Source organism: Streptomyces yatensis (assembly GCF_018069625.1).
Classification (GTDB): domain Bacteria; phylum Actinomycetota; class Actinomycetes; order Streptomycetales; family Streptomycetaceae; genus Streptomyces; species Streptomyces yatensis.
Window position 1 is genome coordinate 4,645,983 of record NZ_CP072941.1, and the last position, 17,471, is coordinate 4,663,453.

The following is a 17,471-nucleotide window of genomic DNA, read 5'->3' on the forward strand; positions in this document are numbered from 1 at the left end:
TTCTCTTGGTTAGCGCTTCCCTTAAGGTAGGTGTGCCGATCCCGAACAGGAGAGAGTCACACCTATGAGCATTGTCGTCACCGGAGCCACCGGCCACCTCGGCCGTCTCGTCGTCGAGGGGCTGCTGGAGAAGGTTCCCGCCGACCAGATCACCGCGGTCGTGCGCGACACCGCGAAGGCCGCCGACTTCGCCGACCGCGGTGTACGGCTGCACGAGGCCGACTACAACCGGCCCGAAACCCTCGTCGGCGCCTTCGCCGCGGGCGACAAGGTGCTGCTGATCTCCGGCAGCGAGGTCGGGCAGCGCGGTCCGCAGCACCAGGCGGTCATAGACGCCGCCAAGGAGGCCGGTGTCGCGCTGCTCGCCTACACCAGCGTTCTGGGCGGCCCCGCCGCCGACTTCACCCTGGCCGACGAGCACCACGTCACCGAGAAGGCGATCACCGACTCCGGTCTGCCGTACGTCCTGCTGCGCAACGGCTGGTACCACGAGAACTACACCGAGAACCTCGCCCCGGTCCTGGAGCACGGCGCCGTCGTGGGCGCCGCGGGCGAGGGCCGGGTCGCCTCCGCCTCGCGCGCCGACTACGCCGCGGCCGCCGTCGCCGTCCTGACCGGTGAGGGCCACGAGGGCAGGGCGTACGAGCTGTCCGGCGACACCGCCTGGAGCTTCGCCGAATACGCCGCCGTGATCGCGGAGCAGACCGGCAAGGAGATCGTCTACGGCGCCGTCTCCCCGGCGGAGTACCAGACCATCCTCACCGGCGCGGGCGTCCCCGAGCCGCTCGCCGTGATCCTCTCCGATGTCGAGGCGGCCATCGAGCGCGGCCGGCTGGCCGCCACCCCGGGCGAGCTGTCCCGGCTCATCGGCCGCCCGACCACGCCCATCGCGGACTCGGTCGCGGTCGCGCTGAAGGGCTGACCGGCCCCGTGCGCACCACGGCCCGCCTGTCATGACCGTATCCCGATACGGGAATGACAGGCGGGCCTCACCAGCGCTACCTTCGGACCCTCGGAACGGGCCCGCCCTGGGCCCGCCATGCCATCGGGGAGGGTGCCGTGACGCCGCAGGACCAGCAGGACCGGGCCGACCGCACCGGTCTCCTCTACGGCTTCGCGGCATACGCCTTCTGGGGGCTGGTGCCGCTCTTCTGGCCGCTGCTGGAGCCCGCCGGCGCGGTGGAGATCCTCGCCCACCGGATGGTGTGGTCGCTGGCGGCCGTCGGTCTGCTGCTGCTGGCGCTGCGCCGCTGGAGCTGGATACGGCCGCTGCTGCGGGAGCCCCGGCGGCTGGGCATGATCGCGCTCGCCGCGACCGTGATCTCGATCAACTGGGGCCTGTACATCTGGGCCGTCAACAGCGGCCACGTGGTGGAGGCCGCGCTCGGATACTTCATCAACCCGCTGGTCAGCATCGCCTTCGGGGTGCTGCTGCTGCGTGAGCGGCTGCGGCCCGCGCAGTGGGCGGCGGTCGGCGTCGGGGCGGCGGCCGTGGCCGTGCTGACGGTGGGATACGGCAAGCTGCCGTGGATCGCGCTCACCCTCGCCTTCAGCTTCGCGACGTACAGCCTGGCCAAGAAGCGGGTCGGGCTGGACGGGCTGGAGTCGCTGGCCGCCGAGACCGCCGTACAGTTCCTGCCCGCGCTGGGTTTCCTGGTCTGGCTCGGGGCGCGCGGCGACAGCACGTTCGCGAGCGAGGGTGCCGGACATGCGGCACTGCTGGCGAGCTGTGGCTTCGTCACGGCGCTGCCGCTCATCTGCTTCGGGGCCTCGGCGGTGCGGCTGCCGCTGTCGACGATCGGGATGCTGCAGTACGTGGCGCCGACCTTCCAGTTCGCCCTCGGCATCACCGTCTTCCACGAGACGATGCCACCCGAACGGTGGGCAGGCTTCGCCCTCGTCTGGCTCGCCCTCGCGCTGCTCACCTGGGACGCGCTGCGCACCGCGCGGCGGGCGCGGCGGGCGCTGGCCGACGCCGCCGCGCGGGCGGCCGCGCTGTCGGCGACAGTGGAGGCCGGTGTCGTTCCGGAGGCCGGTCTCGTTCCCGAAGCCGGTCTCGTTCCCGAAGCCGGTCTCGTTCCGGAGACTGTCATAGCGGACGTCGCCGTATCGGACGTCGCCGTATCGGATGCCGCTGTGTCGGATGCCTCCGCGCCCGATGCCCGGCCGGGATCGATATCCGGCGGGTGATGTCCGGTTCCCGCCCTTGACGCGGAGTCAGCCCCACCCGGAGCATCAGCCTCGCGTCATCACCGCTTCAGCGAACCGCTGGTTCGCCGCTCCATCGCCCCCACGGGCACGTGCACCACACAGCGTCACGTCATTCCGTCCTGTCACCGTTCGGAACCGGAGCCCCCCATGTCGTCATGTGCTGAGCGCCGCCCCCGAAGATCCCTGATACGCCGGACGGCCGTCATGGCCGCCGCCGGTACGGCCGTCGCCGCCCTGGTGTCGGCCGCCCCCGCCGGCTCCGCCGCCGCTGTATCGGCCCGGCCCGCGGCGGACTCCCGTACCGCCCTCGCGGCGCCGGACATCTCCGTGGCCAATGTGAAGGCCCATCTGACCCAGCTGCAGTCGATCGCCACCGCCAACGGCGGCAACCGCGCCCATGGCCGCCCCGGCTACAAGGCGTCGCTCGACTACATCAAGGGCAAGCTGGACGCCGCCGGATACACCACCACCGTGCAGCAGTTCACCTCCAGCGGTTCCACCGGCTACAACCTCATCGCCGACTGGCCCGGCGGCGACACCAACAACGTGGTGTTCTCCGGCGCCCATCTGGACTCGGTCACCGCGGGCCCCGGGATCAACGACAACGGCTCGGGCTCCGCCGGAGTCCTGGAGACCGCGCTCACCGTCGCCCGCCAGGGGGCGAAGCCCACCAAACATCTGCGGTTCGCCTGGTGGGGCGCCGAGGAGCTGGGGATGGTCGGCTCCCGCTCCTACGTGAACAACCTGCCGTCATCCGAACGGGCGAAGATCGACGGCTATCTCAACTTCGACATGATCGGCTCGCCCAACCCCGGCTACTTCGTCTATGACGACGACCCCGGGATCGAGTCGGTGTTCAAGGCGTTCTTCTCCGCCAAGGGCGTTCCCACCGAGATCGAGACCGAGGGCGACGGCCGCTCCGACCACGCGCCGTTCAAGAACGTGGGCATCCCGGTGGGCGGTCTCTTCAGCGGCGCCGACTACATCAAGACCTCCGCCCAGGCCCAGAAGTGGGGCGGCACCTCCGGTCGGGCGTTCGACAGCTGCTACCACCGCTCCTGCGACACCTCCGGCAACATCAACGACACCGCCCTGGACCGCAACAGCGACGCCATCGCGTACGCGGTCTGGACGCTCGGCGGCGCCTGATCCCGGATGACGCGCCGTGTTCGGCTCGGTGCTCGGCTCGGTGCTCGGCTCGGTGCTCGGCTCGGTGTTCGACCCCGACCGGCTCAGGCCGTGATGTCCTTCGCGGTGAACCGGGCCCAGGCCGCCGAGCCGAACACGGCGACGTACAGCCCCTGCAGCCCCAGATTCTTGACCAGCTCGTCCCAGTAGACCGGCTCGCGCAGGAGATCGGCGAAGCTGAGCCAGTAGTGCGGGAAGAGATACGGGTGGATCGCGTGGAGCTGCGGGATGCTGTCGAGGATCTGCGCGGTGACCACCAGCCCCACGGTCGTGGCCATGGCCGCGATTCCGCTGTTGGTGAGGGTGGAGATGAACAGCCCCACCGTCGCGATCCCCACCAGTGACAGGGCCACCAGGGCCGCCACACCGACCGCCCGGAGCAGCGCTTCCTCGAACGAGACGGTGATGCCCGAGATCAGCGTGACATCGCCGAGCGGGAAGAGCAGCGCCCCCGTCACCAGGCCCGAGAGTGCCACGATCAGGGTCGCGATCAGGCAGAAGGCCATGGACGTGGTGAATTTGGCCAGCAGGAGACGGGTCCGCCCGGCGGGGGCCACCAGCAGATAGCGCAGCGTTCCGGCGCCCGCCTCACCGGCGATGGCGTCACCGGTGATCACGCCGATCACCATCGGCAGGAAGACGGGCAGCGTCGCCGCCAGTGACGCGAAGACCAGGAAGATCCCGTTGTTGGTGATCTGCGAGAAGAAGGCGGGGCCCTGTCCGTCCGCGCCACGGCCGCCGCCGAGGCTGCCGCCGTCGCTCGTCTCGATCTTCACGGCGACGCCGATGAGGATCGGGATCAGCGCGAGCACTCCGAGCAGGGCCAGGGTCCGCCAGCGGCGGAGGGTGGTGGTCAGCTCGGAGCGGAAGAGCGCCAGGGCCCACAGGGAGTTCGGGCGGGGCGCGTTCGGGGCCTTTCCGCTGACCTCCGAACCCACCGCCTTCTCACCCGTCCGGGTGGCCCGTGCGCCGAGGCCAACCGTTCCTGCTCTCTCGGGCCGCGGCCCCAGTTCCTCAGCCCGCGACATCGAAGCCCTCCCCGGTCAGCGCCACAAAGGCGTCCTCGAGCGAGGCGCGTTCGGCCCCGAAGGCCCGGACCCGCACCCCGGCGCGGACGAGGGCGGCGTTGAGATCGGCCAGCTCCAGCGGTGCGTCGTCCGCACCGGGCCCGGGCACCGGCAGCTCGCCGGAGACGCGCTCGTCCAGGACCACCAGATCCGTCACACCGTGCTCCTTCAGGATCCGGACCGCGTCCGCCGGGTCCGGGGTGGTGACGACCAGCCTGCCCCGGCTGCCCGCCGCCAGCTCGGCCACCGTGCCCTGGGCGATGAGACGGCCCTGGGCCATCACGGCGGCGTGGGTGCAGACCTGTTCGATCTCGTCGAGGAGATGCGAGGAGAGGAAGACGGTGGTGCCCTCCTCGGCCAGTTCGCGCACCAGGGAACGGATCTCGCGCATGCCCTGCGGATCGAGGCCGTTGGTCGGCTCGTCCAGGACCAGCAGCTCACGCGGCTGGAGCAGCGCGGCGGCCAGGCCCAGGCGCTGCTTCATACCGAGCGAGTACGCGCGGGCCTTCTTCCCCGCCGCGGCGGCCAGCCCGACCCGGTCCAGGGCGGCCTCGACGCGGGGGACGCGGGTGCGGGGGTCGGCCGTGGGGTCCGCGGCGTCGTAGCGCAGCAGATTGTCGCGGCCGGTCAGAAAGGGGTAGAGGGCGGGGCCCTCGATGAGGGCGCCCACCCTGGGCAGCACGCTCCGGGCGGCGCGCGGCATCGGCTCGCCGAGCAGCCTGGCTCTGCCCGAGGTGGGCTCGATCAGGCCCATGAGCATGCGGATCGTCGTCGTCTTCCCCGAGCCGTTGGGCCCGAGGAAGCCGAAGACGCTGCCACGCGGCACGGACAGGTCGAGTGCGTCGACCGCGAGCTGTCCGCCCCGGTAGCGCTTGGTGAGCCCGCGGGTCTCCACCGCGGTGTCGTTCCCCTCGGTGGACCGCTGCTCCACGGGCTCCCCTTCGTCATGCGTCGTGTTCTACGCCGTGCGCGCCCGGCGCGCGTCGGGTTCTACGCCGTGCGCGCCCAGCGCCTCACTTGGCCGCGTTGGCGGCCTTGACCAGGGCGTCCTTGTCGACCGCACCGACGAACACCTTGCCGTCGTCGGTGAGCAGCGCGTTGACCAGACGGGTGCTGACCACCGTGCCGGAGCCGAAGTCGCCCTTGACCTCCTTGCCGAAGCCGCCGAGGAGTCCGGACGCCGCACCCGGGCCGCGGTCGCCGCCGGGGCTCGTGGACGCCGCGCCGCCGGGGGTGTCGAGCCGGGCGATCGAGTCCCAGCCCTTACCGACGACGTTCAGCCCGGACAGGGCGCCCTGGGCGTCCTTGAGGTCCTTGCCGCCGAAGTCCTTGGTGCCGAAGTGCTTCGCCTCGGGCCGGTCGGCCTTGGGCGCCTCGGTGACCTTGGCGCCCTTGGGCGGGGTGAAGTCGAAGGTGCTCGCCTTGGGCTTGCCGAAGTCGACCTTGGTGTAGCCGACGTCGATGGCCGCCTTGCCGCCGCTCTTCGGGGAGAGCGTGAACTTCAGCGGGACACCGTTGTCCGCGTCCACCGCGATACGGACGGACCCGATCGTGGAGTCGCTGTCCGCCTTGGGCTTGATCAGCAGGTCGTACGCGTCCCGTCCGGCGACCCGGGAGGTGCCGTCGACCGTCACATCCGTGGTGTCGTCCACGGAGGCGAGCACGGTCTTGGCGATCTCCTGGGGCGTGGCGCCCCGCAGGTCCTTGGGCAGCTCCTGCCGGTGGTCGCCCTTGGCCTTCGCCTCCTTGGGGGCGGTGGCGTGGTAGGCGGAGTTGCTCCCGCTGTCGTACGCCCAGATCTCGTCGCCGTTGTGGATCATGCTGTACTCGGCGGCGTTCTCGACGATCGACACCCGCTGCTTCTCGGGGCCGTCGGTGGCCACCCGCAGGGTGTGGGAGCCGGAGACCAGCTCCATCAGCCGGGAGTCGGGCGAGGCGGACTCCTCGCCGCCCTGTGCCCCGCCGAGGTCGGCGAGGGAGCCGCCGCCGGGGAGCGAGGGAATGCCCAGATCGGTGGTGATCTTCACCGAACCGGACATCTGCTGGGCGTCCGATGCCGCCATCTTGCTGATCAGCTCTTGTGCCGAGATCTTCGGCAGGTCGGGGTCACCGGTGCTGGCCAGCGCCGGGACCAGTCCTATGGTCGCCGCCGCGATGCCCGCGACCGCGACCGGGGCGGCGTACCGGGCGACCTTCTTCCCCCGGGATGGCCGCTCGTCATCCCAGAAGCCGTCGTCGGCGACCTGTGTCGGTCGGATCCGTGCCATGTGTGCTCTACCTCCGTCGTCGGCGGCGGTTCGTCAGCTTGCACTCGTCCACCCTCTCGGGCCATTGTCACCCGATCCCGCCATGTGGTGGTCTTTTCATCCCACCAAATCGTGTGACGTGGCGCGTCAGCCCGCAGGATCACCTGGGCGTACTGCTCGGGGATGACACCGCTCCCCCGGGAGTCAGGGTCGGGCTCCCCGGAGCCGGGGGCGGGCGGCGGGGGCGGGCGGCGGGGAGCGAACGCCGGGCGGGGCGTCAGCCGGGCCGATGGGCTGCGGTTGGGGCTGGGGCTAGGGCTGCGGTTGGGGCTGCGGCCGCGGTTGGGGCTGGGGCTGGGCGGGGGCGTCAGCCGACCGGTGGGCGGGCGGCCGGGCGTCAGCCGGCCCGGTGGACCACCGCGTCGCACAGCCCCTCGAGGGCCGCCTTCGCCGGACCCTCGGGCAGCGGCGCCAGCATCGAACGGGCCTCCGCCGCGTAACGGACCGTGACCCGGCGGGCCTGCTCCAGCGCCGGATGGGCACGCAGCCGCCGCAGCACCTCGGCGAGGCGCGCGTCATCGGTGAGATCGCCCGCGAGCAGCTCGCACAGCTCGCGGTCCTCGGCCGACCCGGTCGCCTCCGCCCGCTCCCGCACATAGAGCACGGGCAGGGTGGCCACACCCTCGCGCAGATCGGTGCCGGGGGTCTTGCCCGACTCATGGCTGTCACTGGCGATGTCCAGGACATCGTCGGCGAGCTGGAAGGCCATGCCGAGCCGCTCGCCGTACTGGGTGAGGATGCTGACGATGGACTCGTCGGCACCCGACATCATCGCGCCGAACCGGCCGGAGACGGCGATCAGCGAGCCCGTCTTGCCGGCCAGCACATCCAGATAGTGCTCGACCGGGTCACGGCCGTCGCGGGGGCCCGCCGTCTCCAGGATCTGGCCGGTGACCAGCCGCTCGAACGCCTCGGCCTGGATCCGCACCGCCTCGGGGCCGAGATCGGCCAGGATGTGCGAGGCCCGGGCGAAGAGGAAGTCGCCGGTGAGGACCGCCACCGAGTTGCCCCAGCGGACGTTGGCGCTGGAGACGCCGCGCCGCACCTCCGCCTCGTCCATCACGTCGTCGTGGTACAGCGTCGCCAGATGGGTGAGCTCGACGACCACGGCCGAGGGCACCACTCCGGGTGCGTGGGGATCGCCGAACTGCGCGGCCAGCAGCACCAGCAGGGGCCGGAACCGCTTCCCACCGGCCCGCACCAGATGCTGGGCGGCCTCGGTGATGAAGGGCACATCGCTCTTGGTGGCCTCCAGCAGGCCCTCTTCGACCGCCGTCAGCCCGGCCTGGGTGTCGGCTTCCAGAGTCCGGTCCCGCACGCTCAGCCCCAAGGGCCCGACGAAGCTCACGGGGTACTCCTGTCTGCCTACGAATGACGCGAATGTCGACGTGTCGCTGCCTCCACCAACAGGCAGCGTATCCGGTCGGGTATCGATCACTGTGGGCGCCTTCCCGCCTTGTGCGCCTCTCACCGTTCTCTCCCGAACCGACTACTTCACACCGCAGTACCGCGATCGCAGCAGATCATTCATCCCCCGGCCCCCGACACGTCAGCCAACCCGGCCCACTGACGGGTCAACCGACCCCGCCCACTGACGGGTCAACCGACCGTGCCTGCCGACCGGTCAACGGGCCCGCGCACGGGCCGGGGCGGGGACGGCCAGCGGCCCGGGCAGGCCATCGGCCGGGGCAGGCCATCGGCCCGGGCAGGCCATCGGCCGGGTCGGGCCAGAGACCAGGGCAAGCCATCGGCCCGCCCTGGCCAACAGCCAGCGCAAGCCGTCAGCCGGGGCGGGCCATCGGCCGGGGCGGGCCGATGGCCGCGGGCTCGGCGGTCGCTCAGCCGTGCGCGGCGGCCACCGCCTTCGCCAGCCGTGGCGACGCGTACTCCGTGCCGCAGACGAACCGCATCACCGGGCCGAAACTCGCCGCCGCGGGCAGCCCGGTGAAGTACAGCCCCGGCACCGAGGAGCCGTATCCGGCGTCGAGCCAGGGTCCCCCGGCGCCGGTGACCAACTCGGAGCGGAGCCCGGGCCCGAGGAAGTCCAGCGCGGCGACGCTCATCCGATAGCCCGTCGCGGCCATCACATGGTCGGCGGCCAGCTCACCGACCCGGCCGCCCCCGCGCAGGCCGACCACCGGCCGGCCGTCGACCCGCACCGTGACCCGGCTGATCTGCCGCCCCTGGGTGACCCGCACCCGCCCGGCGAACCGATCCCTCAGCCACCAGGCGCCCTTGGGCCCCAGCACCCTGCGGACCAGATACTCCCGGGCCGGTGCGGGCAGCCGCCGGAAGCCCACGGCGTGGTACGACACCGCGTACAGCGACCAGGCGCGGCCGAACGGCGACTCGGGCCGCAGCCTGGGCTGGTGGTCCGGCGGGGCGCCGAAGGCGACGGCGCGCGGCCCGCGGGCCACCACCCGCACGGCGGCACCCGCCTCGGCCAGCAGCACCGCGCTCTCCAGCGCCGACTGCCCGGCACCGACGACCACCACCTCACGCCCCTGGAAGCGCCCGAGGTCGCGGTGTTGCGAACTGTGCGAGACGGGGCCGCCGGGAGCGGGCCCGTCCGGTACGGCGGCGGCCAGCTCACGGGGGAGGTGGGCGAGCCCGCTGAGCCCGCTGGCGACGACGACGGCACGCGCCGTGAACTGCTCCCCCGAGTCCAGCTTCAGCTCGAACCGGCCGCCCCGCCGGTCGACCGAGACCACCCGCACCCGCTCCAGCTCCGGCACCAGCCGCTCCTGGAACCACAGCCCGTAGGCCGAGAAGGTCTCGACGGGGATCAGGTCCCAGTCCGACTCATAGCGCGGGCCGCCCATCGCATGGCAGAAGTCCAGCAGGGTGTGCCCGGGCTGCGGTGCGTCGATGTTCGAGGCGACCGGTGTGGACTTGAGCAGCATGCCCGCGGGCATCCGCTCGCGCCAGCTCACCATCGGATCCCCGAACACACGGACCGGCAGCCCGCGGGCGCGCAGATGAGCGGCGGTCGACAGACCGTACGGACCGGCCCCGATGACCACTACCGGATCGTTCATGAATCCCCCCAAGGTGTTCAGCGTTCACTTGGCGCGCCACAGCCGGTAGAGCTGGGCCGCGCCGGGCCGCAGCGAGCGGGCCAGCATGGTGAAGAACGGCTTCATGTCGTCCCGCGCGGCCCAGGCGAGCTCGGTCCCGCTCGCCCTCGCCGGGGCGTGCGGGGTGGTGTATCCACTGCGGCGATAGGCGAGCAGCGCGGGCAGGTCGATGTTCTCGACCGTGAACCGGCGGCCCGGCCGCTGCCCGGCCCCCGGGACCGGGCGCCCCGTCAGATCGAGATGCTGGGCCCGGACGACATCGACCCCCACCGCGCTCTCGAAGAGCCGGAACTGGGCGCCCATCCGCGGATTGAAGTCCAGCAGCTTGTACCGTCCGTCGCGCCGGTCGAAGCGCCAGTCCAGATCGACGATGCCGCTGAAGCCGATCCGCTGGACGAACCGGGCCGCCATCCGCGCCAGCTCCTCGTTCTTCACCACATAGGCGCAGGCCGTCATCCCCGCGTGCGGCGGCCAGGACCGCACCTTCACCCCGGTGAACATCGCCAGCGGTGTGCTCCCGGCGTCGAAGTACCCGTGCACGATCCAGTCCTCGGCCTCCTCGCGCGGCAGATACTCCTGCAGCACCACCCCGGGCCGCGGCCCCCACCGCCGCGCCAGCTCCATCAGCTCCCGTGGGCCCTCGATCCGGGTGGTGCCGCCCACCGCGGGCTTCTTCCGCCGCTCGAACGCCTCCCGGTTCTTGGCGACCACCGGGAACCGCGCGCTCGCCGCGAACGCCTTGACATCGGCATAGGTGTCCGGGAAGGCGCCCTCGGGCGTGGGCACCCCGTGCTTGACGCACAGCTCGTGCAGCCCCTGCTTGCTCGCCAGCCGCCTGGGCAACTCGGGCTCGGCGCGCGGGAAGAGGAAGCCGCCCTCCCCGGCGAGCCGATCCGCGTGCTCGGCGATCAGCACCGCCGCCTCTTCGTCCGTCGGCAGCAGAACCGTCGGCCGGCCGATCGCCCGCCCTATCCGCAGCAGCCCCTCCACCAGCCGCTCCGGCCGCTCGCTGCCGGTGGTCGGCCAGACGAAGGCCCTCGCCAGATAGCGCGAGAGCGCCGCCGGGGTCCAACGGTCCTCGGTGACCGCGTACATGGGGACGCCGAGACGCCCCAGGGACCGGATGGCCCCGACGCCGCCGTGATGCAGCGGATAGTGGCCGATCTTCACGACCAGAGCGGGTACGGAACGGTCCACCGCGAACGGCACGGCACTGCTCGCCACGAGCCCCCCTTGGTCACCGCAGCGCAGTGGCCCCCCCACTGTGCGTGACCCCGAGGAAGGACGCTACTTCGGAATCGCCGCCTCCAGCAAGGACTTTCCGGACATTGCCATCTCTTTAGGGGGTAGTCGACACGGTGCCACCTTCCTTTCCTCCCCGCACTCCCCTCGCCTTAGGGTGTGCTGCACCCCCAGCAGTGACCAGGAGAAGGCGAGGCAGCCCCGATGCCGCAGCGATCCCCGCTGGACCTGCCCGAAGGCGACCCCTTCGGCCCGCACAACCTCCCCTACGGCGTCTTCACCACGCCGCACGCTCCTCATCTGCGGAAAATCGGGGTGCGCTACGGAAACCATGTGCTGGACGCCGGCGCCGCCGCGGCCGCCGCCGCCTCCCCGCACGCCGAGCAGCTGGGCGCCGACACCCTCAACCCGCTGATGGCCGCGGGCCGCCCGGTCTGGCAGGCCGTCCGTGCCGAGGTGCTCGACTGGCTCACCGACCCCGCGCACCGGTCGACCATCGAGCCCCTGATGCACCCCCTCCCCGCCGTCGCGCTCCATCTCCCCTTCGAGGTGGCCGACTACGCCGACTTCTATGCGAGCGAGCACCACGCCACCAACACGGGCAGGATCTTCCGCCCCGACGGCGAAGCACTCAGCCCCAACTGGAAGCACATGCCGATCGGCTACCACGGCCGGGCCGGCACCCTCCTCGTCTCGGGCACGCCCATCGTCCGCCCGCAGGGCCAGCACCTGCCCCCGGCCGATTCCTCCGCACCACACGCTTCCTCCCCCACTCCGGTCTTCGGCCCCTCCCTGCGCCTCGACTTCGAAGCGGAGGTGGCCTTCGTCGTCGGCGCCCCTTCCACTGTGAATACACCGGTCGGCCTCTCCGGGTTCCATGACCACGTCTTCGGCGTCTGTCTGCTCAACGACTGGTCCGCACGCGACATCCAGGCATGGGAGTACCGCCCGCTCGGCCCGTTCCTCGGCAAGTCCTTCGCCACCTCCCTCGCCGCGTGGGTCACCCCGCTGGAGGCCCTCACCGCGGCCCGTACCGGCCCGCCCGCCCGCGACGTCCCGCTCCTCCCCTACCTGGACGACAGCGCCGCCGAGCCGGGCGGGCTCGATCTGCGCCTCGAGGTCGCGCTCAACGGCCACACGGTCTCCCGTCCGCCCTTCTCCGCCATGTACTGGACCGCGGCCCAGCAGCTCGCGCATCTGACGGTGAACGGCGCCTCGCTGCGCACCGGCGACGTCTTCGCCTCCGGCACGGTCAGCGGTCCGCGCCCGGACGAGCTCGGCTGTCTCCTCGAACTCACCTGGGGAGGCCGCCGGCCCCTGCGGCTCCCGGACTCCACCCGGACGTTCCTGGAGGACGGCGACGAAGTGACCATCTCGGCCTGGGCACCGGGCCCGCAGGGGGTCCGTGTCGGGCTGGGCGAGGTGACCGGCCAGGTCGTCCCGGCCACGCCCTGACCCGGCTGCTAATTTGTCGTGCTCCCGCCCTGACGATCGAGGAGAGACACGTGAACAAGGCAGTGGGCATCGCCGGCACGGTGGCGGCGGCCGCCCTGCTACTGACCGCATGTGGCAGTGACGGAGGCGACGACAAGAAGGACACCTCCAACGACCCCTCCTCCGCGTCGAGCGCCCCGGCGGAGGGGGGCGCGGACGCGAAGGTCTCCGGCACCTATGTGGCGAAGTCCGGTGACGAGGCCGTCATCCTGTCCATCAGCGGCAAGCAGGCCGTCCTGATGGCCGGCAAGCACATCTGCAACGGCGAATACGCCGACATGGGCGGGAAGATGCTCATGCTCAAGTGCGCCGACGGCAACACCGAGCGCAGCGCGGGCAAGGTCACCCTGGGCGCGGACGGCAAGACCCTCACGGTCGACTGGGACGCGCTCGCCAAGAACGACACCTTCGTCAAGGCGACCTCGCCCAGCGACCTTCCCTCGGGCCTGCCGACGTCGCTCCCCTCCGGCATCCCGACCGATCTGCCCAGCGGCATCCCGACCGACCTCCCGACCGGCTGAACCACGCGCCGGCCCCGTCCGGCGCCCCGGGCCCCTGGCGCACCAGCGCGCCGGGGGCCGCCTCGCGCAGTGGCAGATCTTGCCGCCGCGACGGCGAAACCGCAGGCAGCGGCGGTGCGAAGGCCGTCGCCAGGTGGCGCAACACTTCGGCAACACCATCGGCCCGGCCCCGTCGGTATGGTCCCCGTACGACCCGCCGACCAGCCAACCCCGGAGCCGGCCGATGCCAGCCGAACGCCCCCGCGAGCACGCCCCGCCGGTCGCCGCCGCGCGCCGCCGCCGGCTGCGCGCCGACCGGGCACGGCAACTCGCCGATCTGCTCCGCCACCAGGTCCTCACCGGCGGCTTCCCCGGAGGCGTACTTCCCCTGGAGGACGCGCTCGGCCAGGACTACGGCGCCTCCCGCAACACCGTGCGCCAGGCGCTCGACCTGCTGCGCGCCGAGCGCCTGGTGGAGCGGCAGCCCGGGGTGGGCACGGTCATCGTCGCGGAGAAGTACCCGCACGGCCTCGACCGGCTGCTGGGCCTGGCCGAGACCCTTCACGAACACGGCCGGGTGACCAATGAGGTGCGCACCGTCGGCCCCGTCCCCGCGCCCGCCTGTGTCGCCGAGCGGCTGTGCGTCCCCGCCCGCAGCGATGTCCTCTACGTCGAGCGGCTGCGCCGGCTCGGCGGGCTCCCGCTCTCCCTCGACCTCACCTACCTCCCGATGGACATCGGCGCCGAGCTGATCGGCGCCGATCTGGAGAACACCGATGTCTTCCGGCTGATCGAGAAGATCACCGGACAGGCCCTGGGCACCGCCGAGATCACCCTCGAGGCCGTCAACGCCGACGCCCACTCTGCCGCCGTTCTGCAGGCCCCGCGCGGTGCGGCGGTCCTGATGCTGGAGCGGCTCACCCAGCTGTGCGACGGACGCCCGGTGGACCTGGAGTTCATCCGGTTCCGCGGCGACCGGATCACCATGAGCGGCCAGTTGCGCCGCGCCGCCTGAGCCGCCCCGACCGCCTTCCCGCCACCACCTTTCCGCCCCTTCACGCCCTTTCTGGAGACAGCCATGCCTCTGGCGCCCCAGCGTGCCGACGTGCCCGTGACGATCGACGAGTCCAAGTGCATCGACGGCTGCACCCTGTGCGTGGACATGTGCCCCCTCGACTCCCTCGCGATCCACCCCGACAGCGGTAAGGCGTACATGCACGTCGACGAGTGCTGGTACTGCGGCCCGTGCGCCGCCCGCTGTCCCACCGGCGCGGTCACGGTCAACATGCCCTATCTCCTGAGGTGAAAGGCCCCGCGATGCAGCGCACGACCCTTCCGTCGGCCCTCGCCGCCGGCGCCCTGCTGCTGTCCCTCACGGGCTGCGGCGGGAACGCGGAAGCGGGCGGCAAGACCGTGACCGTCACCGTCGGCTACCAGTCCAAGACCATCAACACCGTGACCGCGGGCACCCTGCTGCGCTCGCTCGGCTCCTTCGAACGCGAACTGCGCGCCCTCGGCCGCCGCGACGGCCATACGTACAAGGTGAAGTGGGAGGACTACGCCACCGGCGCGCCCATCACCGCCCAGATGATCGCCGGTAAGGTCGACATCGGATCGATGGGCGACTTCCCGCTCCTGATCAACTCAGGCCGCGGCACCCAGCTGAACGCACCGACCCGCCTCGTCTCGGTCACCGGCTACAACCTGCGCGGCGGCCTCAATACGGTCCTCACCGCGCCCGGCTCCAAGCTGCGTACCCTGTCCGAGCTGCGTGGCAAGAACGTCTCCACCAGCGTCGGCTCCGCCGCGGACGGCACGCTCGTACGGGCACTCCAGCAGGCGGGCATCGACCCCGAGGGCGGTATCCACAAGCTCAACCAGCAGCCCGCCGTGGGGGCCTCGGCCCTCGAAGCGGGCAGCGCGGACGCCCTCTCGCAGTTCGTGGCCTGGCCGGGGCTGCTGGCCTTCCAGGGCAAGGCCAAGGCGCTGTACGACGGCGCCCGGCTGAACCTCCCCACCTTCCACGGGGTCACCACCCGTAAGGCGTTCGCCGAACAGCGCCCGGCCGTCGTCCAGGCGTTCCTCGCCGCCCAGCTCGACGCCACCCGCTATCTGCGCGCCCATCCCCTCGACGCCACCCGTAAGGTCGCCACCGCGACCGGGCTGCCGCCCGAAGTGGTCTATCTCTACAACGGCACCGGGGGCATCGCGACCTTCGACCCCACCCTCAAGCCGCGGCTGACCGCCGCGCTCGAGAAGGACGTCCCGGTACTGCGCGACGCCAAACTGGTGGGCCCGGTCGATGTGCCGTCCTTTGTCGACGACCGCTATCTCAAACGGGCGTACGGAAGCGCCGGCGCCTATGCGAAGGCGCTGCGCGCCACCCCGCCCGTCTCGCCGAACCAGCTCTGGCTCAAGGGCGAGGACCGGCTCCGTACCTTCGCGACCCCCACCGAACTGCTGCGCTTCGCCGCGGGCCACCGCGACCGCGTCCGGGCCGCCTACGTGCCCGACGCGACCACCGGCACCCGGTGGTTCGCGGACCGGGCGATCTGGGTCCGCGACGGCCGCGATCTGCGGGCCTTCGTCACCCCGGACAACGCCCGCACCTGGGTCGCCGCCCACCCCGGCGCCCGCACCCTCAGCTACGCCGCGGCACTGGCGGCGGCCCGATGAGCGCGCCCACCTCGCCGGTGCGGACCCGCCCGGCCCCGGGGGCGCCCGCAGCCCGGGCCGCCGGCGCGCCCCGGCCGCCGCGGCGCCGCCCCTGGGTCCGCTACACCCTGCGCACCGGTTCGCTGCTGGCCGCCCTCGGTCTGTGGCAGCTGCTCACCACCCTCGACATCAATCTGTGGCTGCGCTTCGCGCAGTTCCCCTCCGCCACCGATGTGGCGCGGGAGTTCGCCGACCGCCTCGGCACCGGCGCCTACTGGCAGGACCTGACCGACTCCCTCACCCGCATCCTCACCGGCTTCGCGCTCGCCGCCGTCCTGGGCGTGGCCGTCGGCACCGCCATCGCCCGCTCCCCTCTCGTCTCCGATCTGCTCGGCCCCGTCCTCGAGGTGTGCCGTCCCATCCCGGCCATCGCGCTGGTGCCGGTGGCGATCCTGATGTTCCCCAGCAATGAGCAGGGGATCGTCTTCATCACCTTCACCGCCGCCTTCTTCCCGGTCATGGTGAGCACCCGGCACGCGGTCCGCGCGCTGGCCCCCGTATGGGAGGAGGCGGTGCTGACCATGGGCGGCGGGCGCGGGCGCGTCCTGGTCTCCGTCGTCCTGCCGGGGGCACTGCCCGGGATCCTCGGCGGGCTCTCCGTCGGCATCGGCGTCTCATGGATCTGTGTGATCTCCGCCGAGATGATCTCCGGCGCCTACGGGGTCGGCTACCGCACCTGGCAGGACTACACGATCGTCGACTACCCGGGCGTCTTCGTCGGCATGACCACCATCGGCGTGCTCGGCTGGCTCACCTCCACGGCGGTCGAGCTGGCCGGACGGCGGCTGACCCGATGGCTGCCCCGTACGGAGACCAGCGGCCGGCCGGCGCCCTCGCGCAAGGAGGCAGCCACCCCGTGAGCACATCCGACGTCACCACCACCCCGGCCCCGCCCACCGCCGAAGCCGCCCCGCCGGGCGTACGGCTGCGCCTGGAGGACGCCGTACTCGGCCGCCCCGGCGCAGCCGTCCTCCACGGTCTCGATCTGGAGGTCGCGCCCGGCGACATCCTTACGGTCGTCGGCCCGTCCGGCTGCGGCAAATCCACCCTGCTGCGCACCCTCGCCGGGCTGCTGCCCGCGCTCGGCGGGCGGGTCACCCAGGACGGCACGCCGATCACCCGGCCGGACGCCGACCGGGCGCTGATCTTCCAGGAGGACGCGCTGCTGCCCTGGCGCACCCTGCGCGCCAACGTGGAACTCCCGCTCGCCATAAGGGGCGTACCGCGCACGGCGCGCCGCGACCGGGCCGCGGCCTGGCTGGAGCGCGTCGGGCTCGCCGAGCACGCCGGGCGGCTTCCGCACCGGGTCTCGGGCGGCCAGCGGCAGCGGGCCCAGCTCGCCCGGGCACTCGTCGGCGCGCCACGCGCCGTCCTCATGGACGAGCCGTTCGGCGCCCTCGACGCACAGACCCGCGCCGGGATGCAGCGGCTGCTGGTCGAGGTGCTGGAGGGCACCCGCGCCACGGTCGTCTTCGTCACCCACGACGTGGACGAGGCGCTGTTCCTCGGCGACCGGGTGGCACTGCTGGGCGGCGCGGAGGGCGGCGGCCGGGTGCTGGACGTACCGCATCCGCGCGAGCGCGCCGCCCATGACGCGGCGCCGACCGTCGCGCTGCGCCGTCAGGTCCTCGAATCCCTCGGCATGTGACCCGAATCCCTCGGTATGCGAAA

Annotated in this window: 16 protein-coding genes; 10 read left to right on the plus strand and 6 right to left on the minus strand. The window is 72.2% G+C overall.

Translation table 11 applies throughout. The features are described 5' to 3' along the window. The first annotated feature begins 64 nt into the window (after window positions 1-64). The 3 genes from J8403_RS19220 to J8403_RS19230 all read left to right on the plus strand — a co-directional run bounded on the left by J8403_RS19220 (window position 65) and on the right by J8403_RS19230 (window position 3,360). The gene (locus J8403_RS19220) at window positions 65-922 is read left to right on the plus strand and encodes an SDR family oxidoreductase (RefSeq protein WP_211124261.1); all 858 of its coding nucleotides are present in this window, start codon (window positions 65-67) and stop codon (window positions 920-922) included. Window positions 923-1,059: 137 nt separating this feature from the next. Then, complete coding sequence (gene rarD, locus J8403_RS19225) at window positions 1,060-2,190, plus strand: EamA family transporter RarD (protein WP_211124262.1); 1,131 nt, start codon at window positions 1,060-1,062, stop codon at window positions 2,188-2,190. Window positions 2,191-2,415: 225 nt separating this feature from the next. Next, window positions 2,416-3,360, plus strand: a complete 945-nt coding sequence (locus J8403_RS19230) for a M28 family metallopeptidase (RefSeq protein ID WP_211124263.1) — start codon at window positions 2,416-2,418, stop codon at window positions 3,358-3,360. A gap of 83 nt (window positions 3,361-3,443) precedes the next feature. Here J8403_RS19230 and J8403_RS19235 read toward each other — a convergent pair whose 3' ends face one another. The 6 genes from J8403_RS19235 to J8403_RS19260 all read right to left on the minus strand — a co-directional run bounded on the left by J8403_RS19235 (window position 3,444) and on the right by J8403_RS19260 (window position 11,073). Next, complete coding sequence (locus tag J8403_RS19235; RefSeq protein ID WP_246585899.1) at window positions 3,444-4,427, minus strand: ABC transporter permease; 984 nt, start codon at window positions 4,425-4,427, stop codon at window positions 3,444-3,446. After that, window positions 4,414-5,397 carry an ABC transporter ATP-binding protein gene (locus tag J8403_RS19240; RefSeq protein ID WP_211124264.1) on the minus strand — a complete coding sequence of 328 codons (984 nt, stop codon included), beginning with the start codon at window positions 5,395-5,397 and terminating at the stop codon, window positions 4,414-4,416. The genes J8403_RS19235 and J8403_RS19240 overlap by 14 nt, the downstream gene beginning before the upstream one ends. Window positions 5,398-5,479: 82 nt before the next feature. Beyond that, the gene (locus J8403_RS19245; protein ID WP_211124265.1) at window positions 5,480-6,733 is read right to left on the minus strand and encodes a LolA family protein; all 1,254 of its coding nucleotides are present in this window, start codon (window positions 6,731-6,733) and stop codon (window positions 5,480-5,482) included. 376 nt (window positions 6,734-7,109) lie between these two features. Further along, window positions 7,110-8,120, minus strand: coding sequence for a polyprenyl synthetase family protein (locus J8403_RS19250; RefSeq protein WP_211124266.1), 1,011 nt, complete (start codon window positions 8,118-8,120; stop codon window positions 7,110-7,112). 490 nt (window positions 8,121-8,610) lie between these two features. After that, complete coding sequence (locus tag J8403_RS19255; RefSeq protein ID WP_211124267.1) at window positions 8,611-9,810, minus strand: FAD-dependent oxidoreductase; 1,200 nt, start codon at window positions 9,808-9,810, stop codon at window positions 8,611-8,613. Window positions 9,811-9,834: 24 nt separating this feature from the next. Continuing rightward, on the minus strand, window positions 9,835-11,073 hold the full coding sequence (locus J8403_RS19260) for a carboxylate--amine ligase (RefSeq protein ID WP_246585900.1): 1,239 nt from the start codon (window positions 11,071-11,073) through the stop codon (window positions 9,835-9,837). Window positions 11,074-11,295: 222 nt separating this feature from the next. On the opposite strand from J8403_RS19260, the gene fahA reads away from it, so the two are divergent. The 7 genes from fahA to J8403_RS19295 all read left to right on the plus strand — a co-directional run bounded on the left by fahA (window position 11,296) and on the right by J8403_RS19295 (window position 17,448). Further along, a complete protein-coding gene (gene fahA / locus J8403_RS19265; RefSeq protein ID WP_211124268.1) occupies window positions 11,296-12,546 on the plus strand; it encodes a fumarylacetoacetase in 1,251 nt (416 codons plus the stop codon). A 50-nt stretch (window positions 12,547-12,596) separates the two neighbouring features. Beyond that, window positions 12,597-13,106: a hypothetical protein gene (locus tag J8403_RS19270; protein ID WP_211124269.1), complete on the plus strand. Its 510-nt coding sequence runs from the start codon at window positions 12,597-12,599 to the stop codon at window positions 13,104-13,106. Between the two features lie 223 nt (window positions 13,107-13,329). Further along, entirely contained in the window at window positions 13,330-14,100 is a 771-nt protein-coding gene (locus J8403_RS19275; protein ID WP_211124270.1) for a GntR family transcriptional regulator, read from the plus strand. 63 nt (window positions 14,101-14,163) lie between these two features. After that, window positions 14,164-14,391: a 4Fe-4S dicluster domain-containing protein gene (locus J8403_RS19280; protein WP_014054080.1), complete on the plus strand. Its 228-nt coding sequence runs from the start codon at window positions 14,164-14,166 to the stop codon at window positions 14,389-14,391. Between the two features lie 11 nt (window positions 14,392-14,402). Continuing rightward, window positions 14,403-15,761, plus strand: coding sequence for an ABC transporter substrate-binding protein (locus J8403_RS19285; RefSeq protein WP_211124271.1), 1,359 nt, complete (start codon window positions 14,403-14,405; stop codon window positions 15,759-15,761). Beyond that, complete coding sequence (locus J8403_RS19290; RefSeq protein ID WP_246585901.1) at window positions 15,758-16,660, plus strand: ABC transporter permease; 903 nt, start codon at window positions 15,758-15,760, stop codon at window positions 16,658-16,660. The genes J8403_RS19285 and J8403_RS19290 overlap by 4 nt, the downstream gene beginning before the upstream one ends. Continuing rightward, window positions 16,657-17,448, plus strand: coding sequence for an ABC transporter ATP-binding protein (locus tag J8403_RS19295; RefSeq protein ID WP_211124272.1), 792 nt, complete (start codon window positions 16,657-16,659; stop codon window positions 17,446-17,448). The genes J8403_RS19290 and J8403_RS19295 overlap by 4 nt, the downstream gene beginning before the upstream one ends. The last annotated feature ends 23 nt before the right edge of the window (window positions 17,449-17,471 follow it).

Coding starts and splice junctions, on each gene's coding strand:
- J8403_RS19220 (WP_211124261.1), top strand. CDS start 65: ATGAGCATTGTCGTCACCGGAGCCACCGGCCACCTCGGCCGTCTCGTC.
- J8403_RS19230 (WP_211124263.1), top strand. CDS start 2,416: ATGGCCGCCGCCGGTACGGCCGTCGCCGCCCTGGTGTCGGCCGCCCCC.
- J8403_RS19235 (WP_246585899.1), bottom strand. CDS start 4,427: ATGTCGCGGGCTGAGGAACTGGGGCCGCGGCCCGAGAGAGCAGGAACG.
- J8403_RS19245 (WP_211124265.1), bottom strand. CDS start 6,733: ATGGCACGGATCCGACCGACACAGGTCGCCGACGACGGCTTCTGGGAT.
- J8403_RS19255 (WP_211124267.1), bottom strand. CDS start 9,810: ATGAACGATCCGGTAGTGGTCATCGGGGCCGGTCCGTACGGTCTGTCG.
- fahA (WP_211124268.1), top strand. CDS start 11,296: ATGCCGCAGCGATCCCCGCTGGACCTGCCCGAAGGCGACCCCTTCGGC.
- J8403_RS19275 (WP_211124270.1), top strand. CDS start 13,330: ATGCCAGCCGAACGCCCCCGCGAGCACGCCCCGCCGGTCGCCGCCGCG.
- J8403_RS19280 (WP_014054080.1), top strand. CDS start 14,164: ATGCCTCTGGCGCCCCAGCGTGCCGACGTGCCCGTGACGATCGACGAG.
- J8403_RS19285 (WP_211124271.1), top strand. CDS start 14,403: ATGCAGCGCACGACCCTTCCGTCGGCCCTCGCCGCCGGCGCCCTGCTG.
- J8403_RS19290 (WP_246585901.1), top strand. CDS start 15,758: ATGAGCGCGCCCACCTCGCCGGTGCGGACCCGCCCGGCCCCGGGGGCG.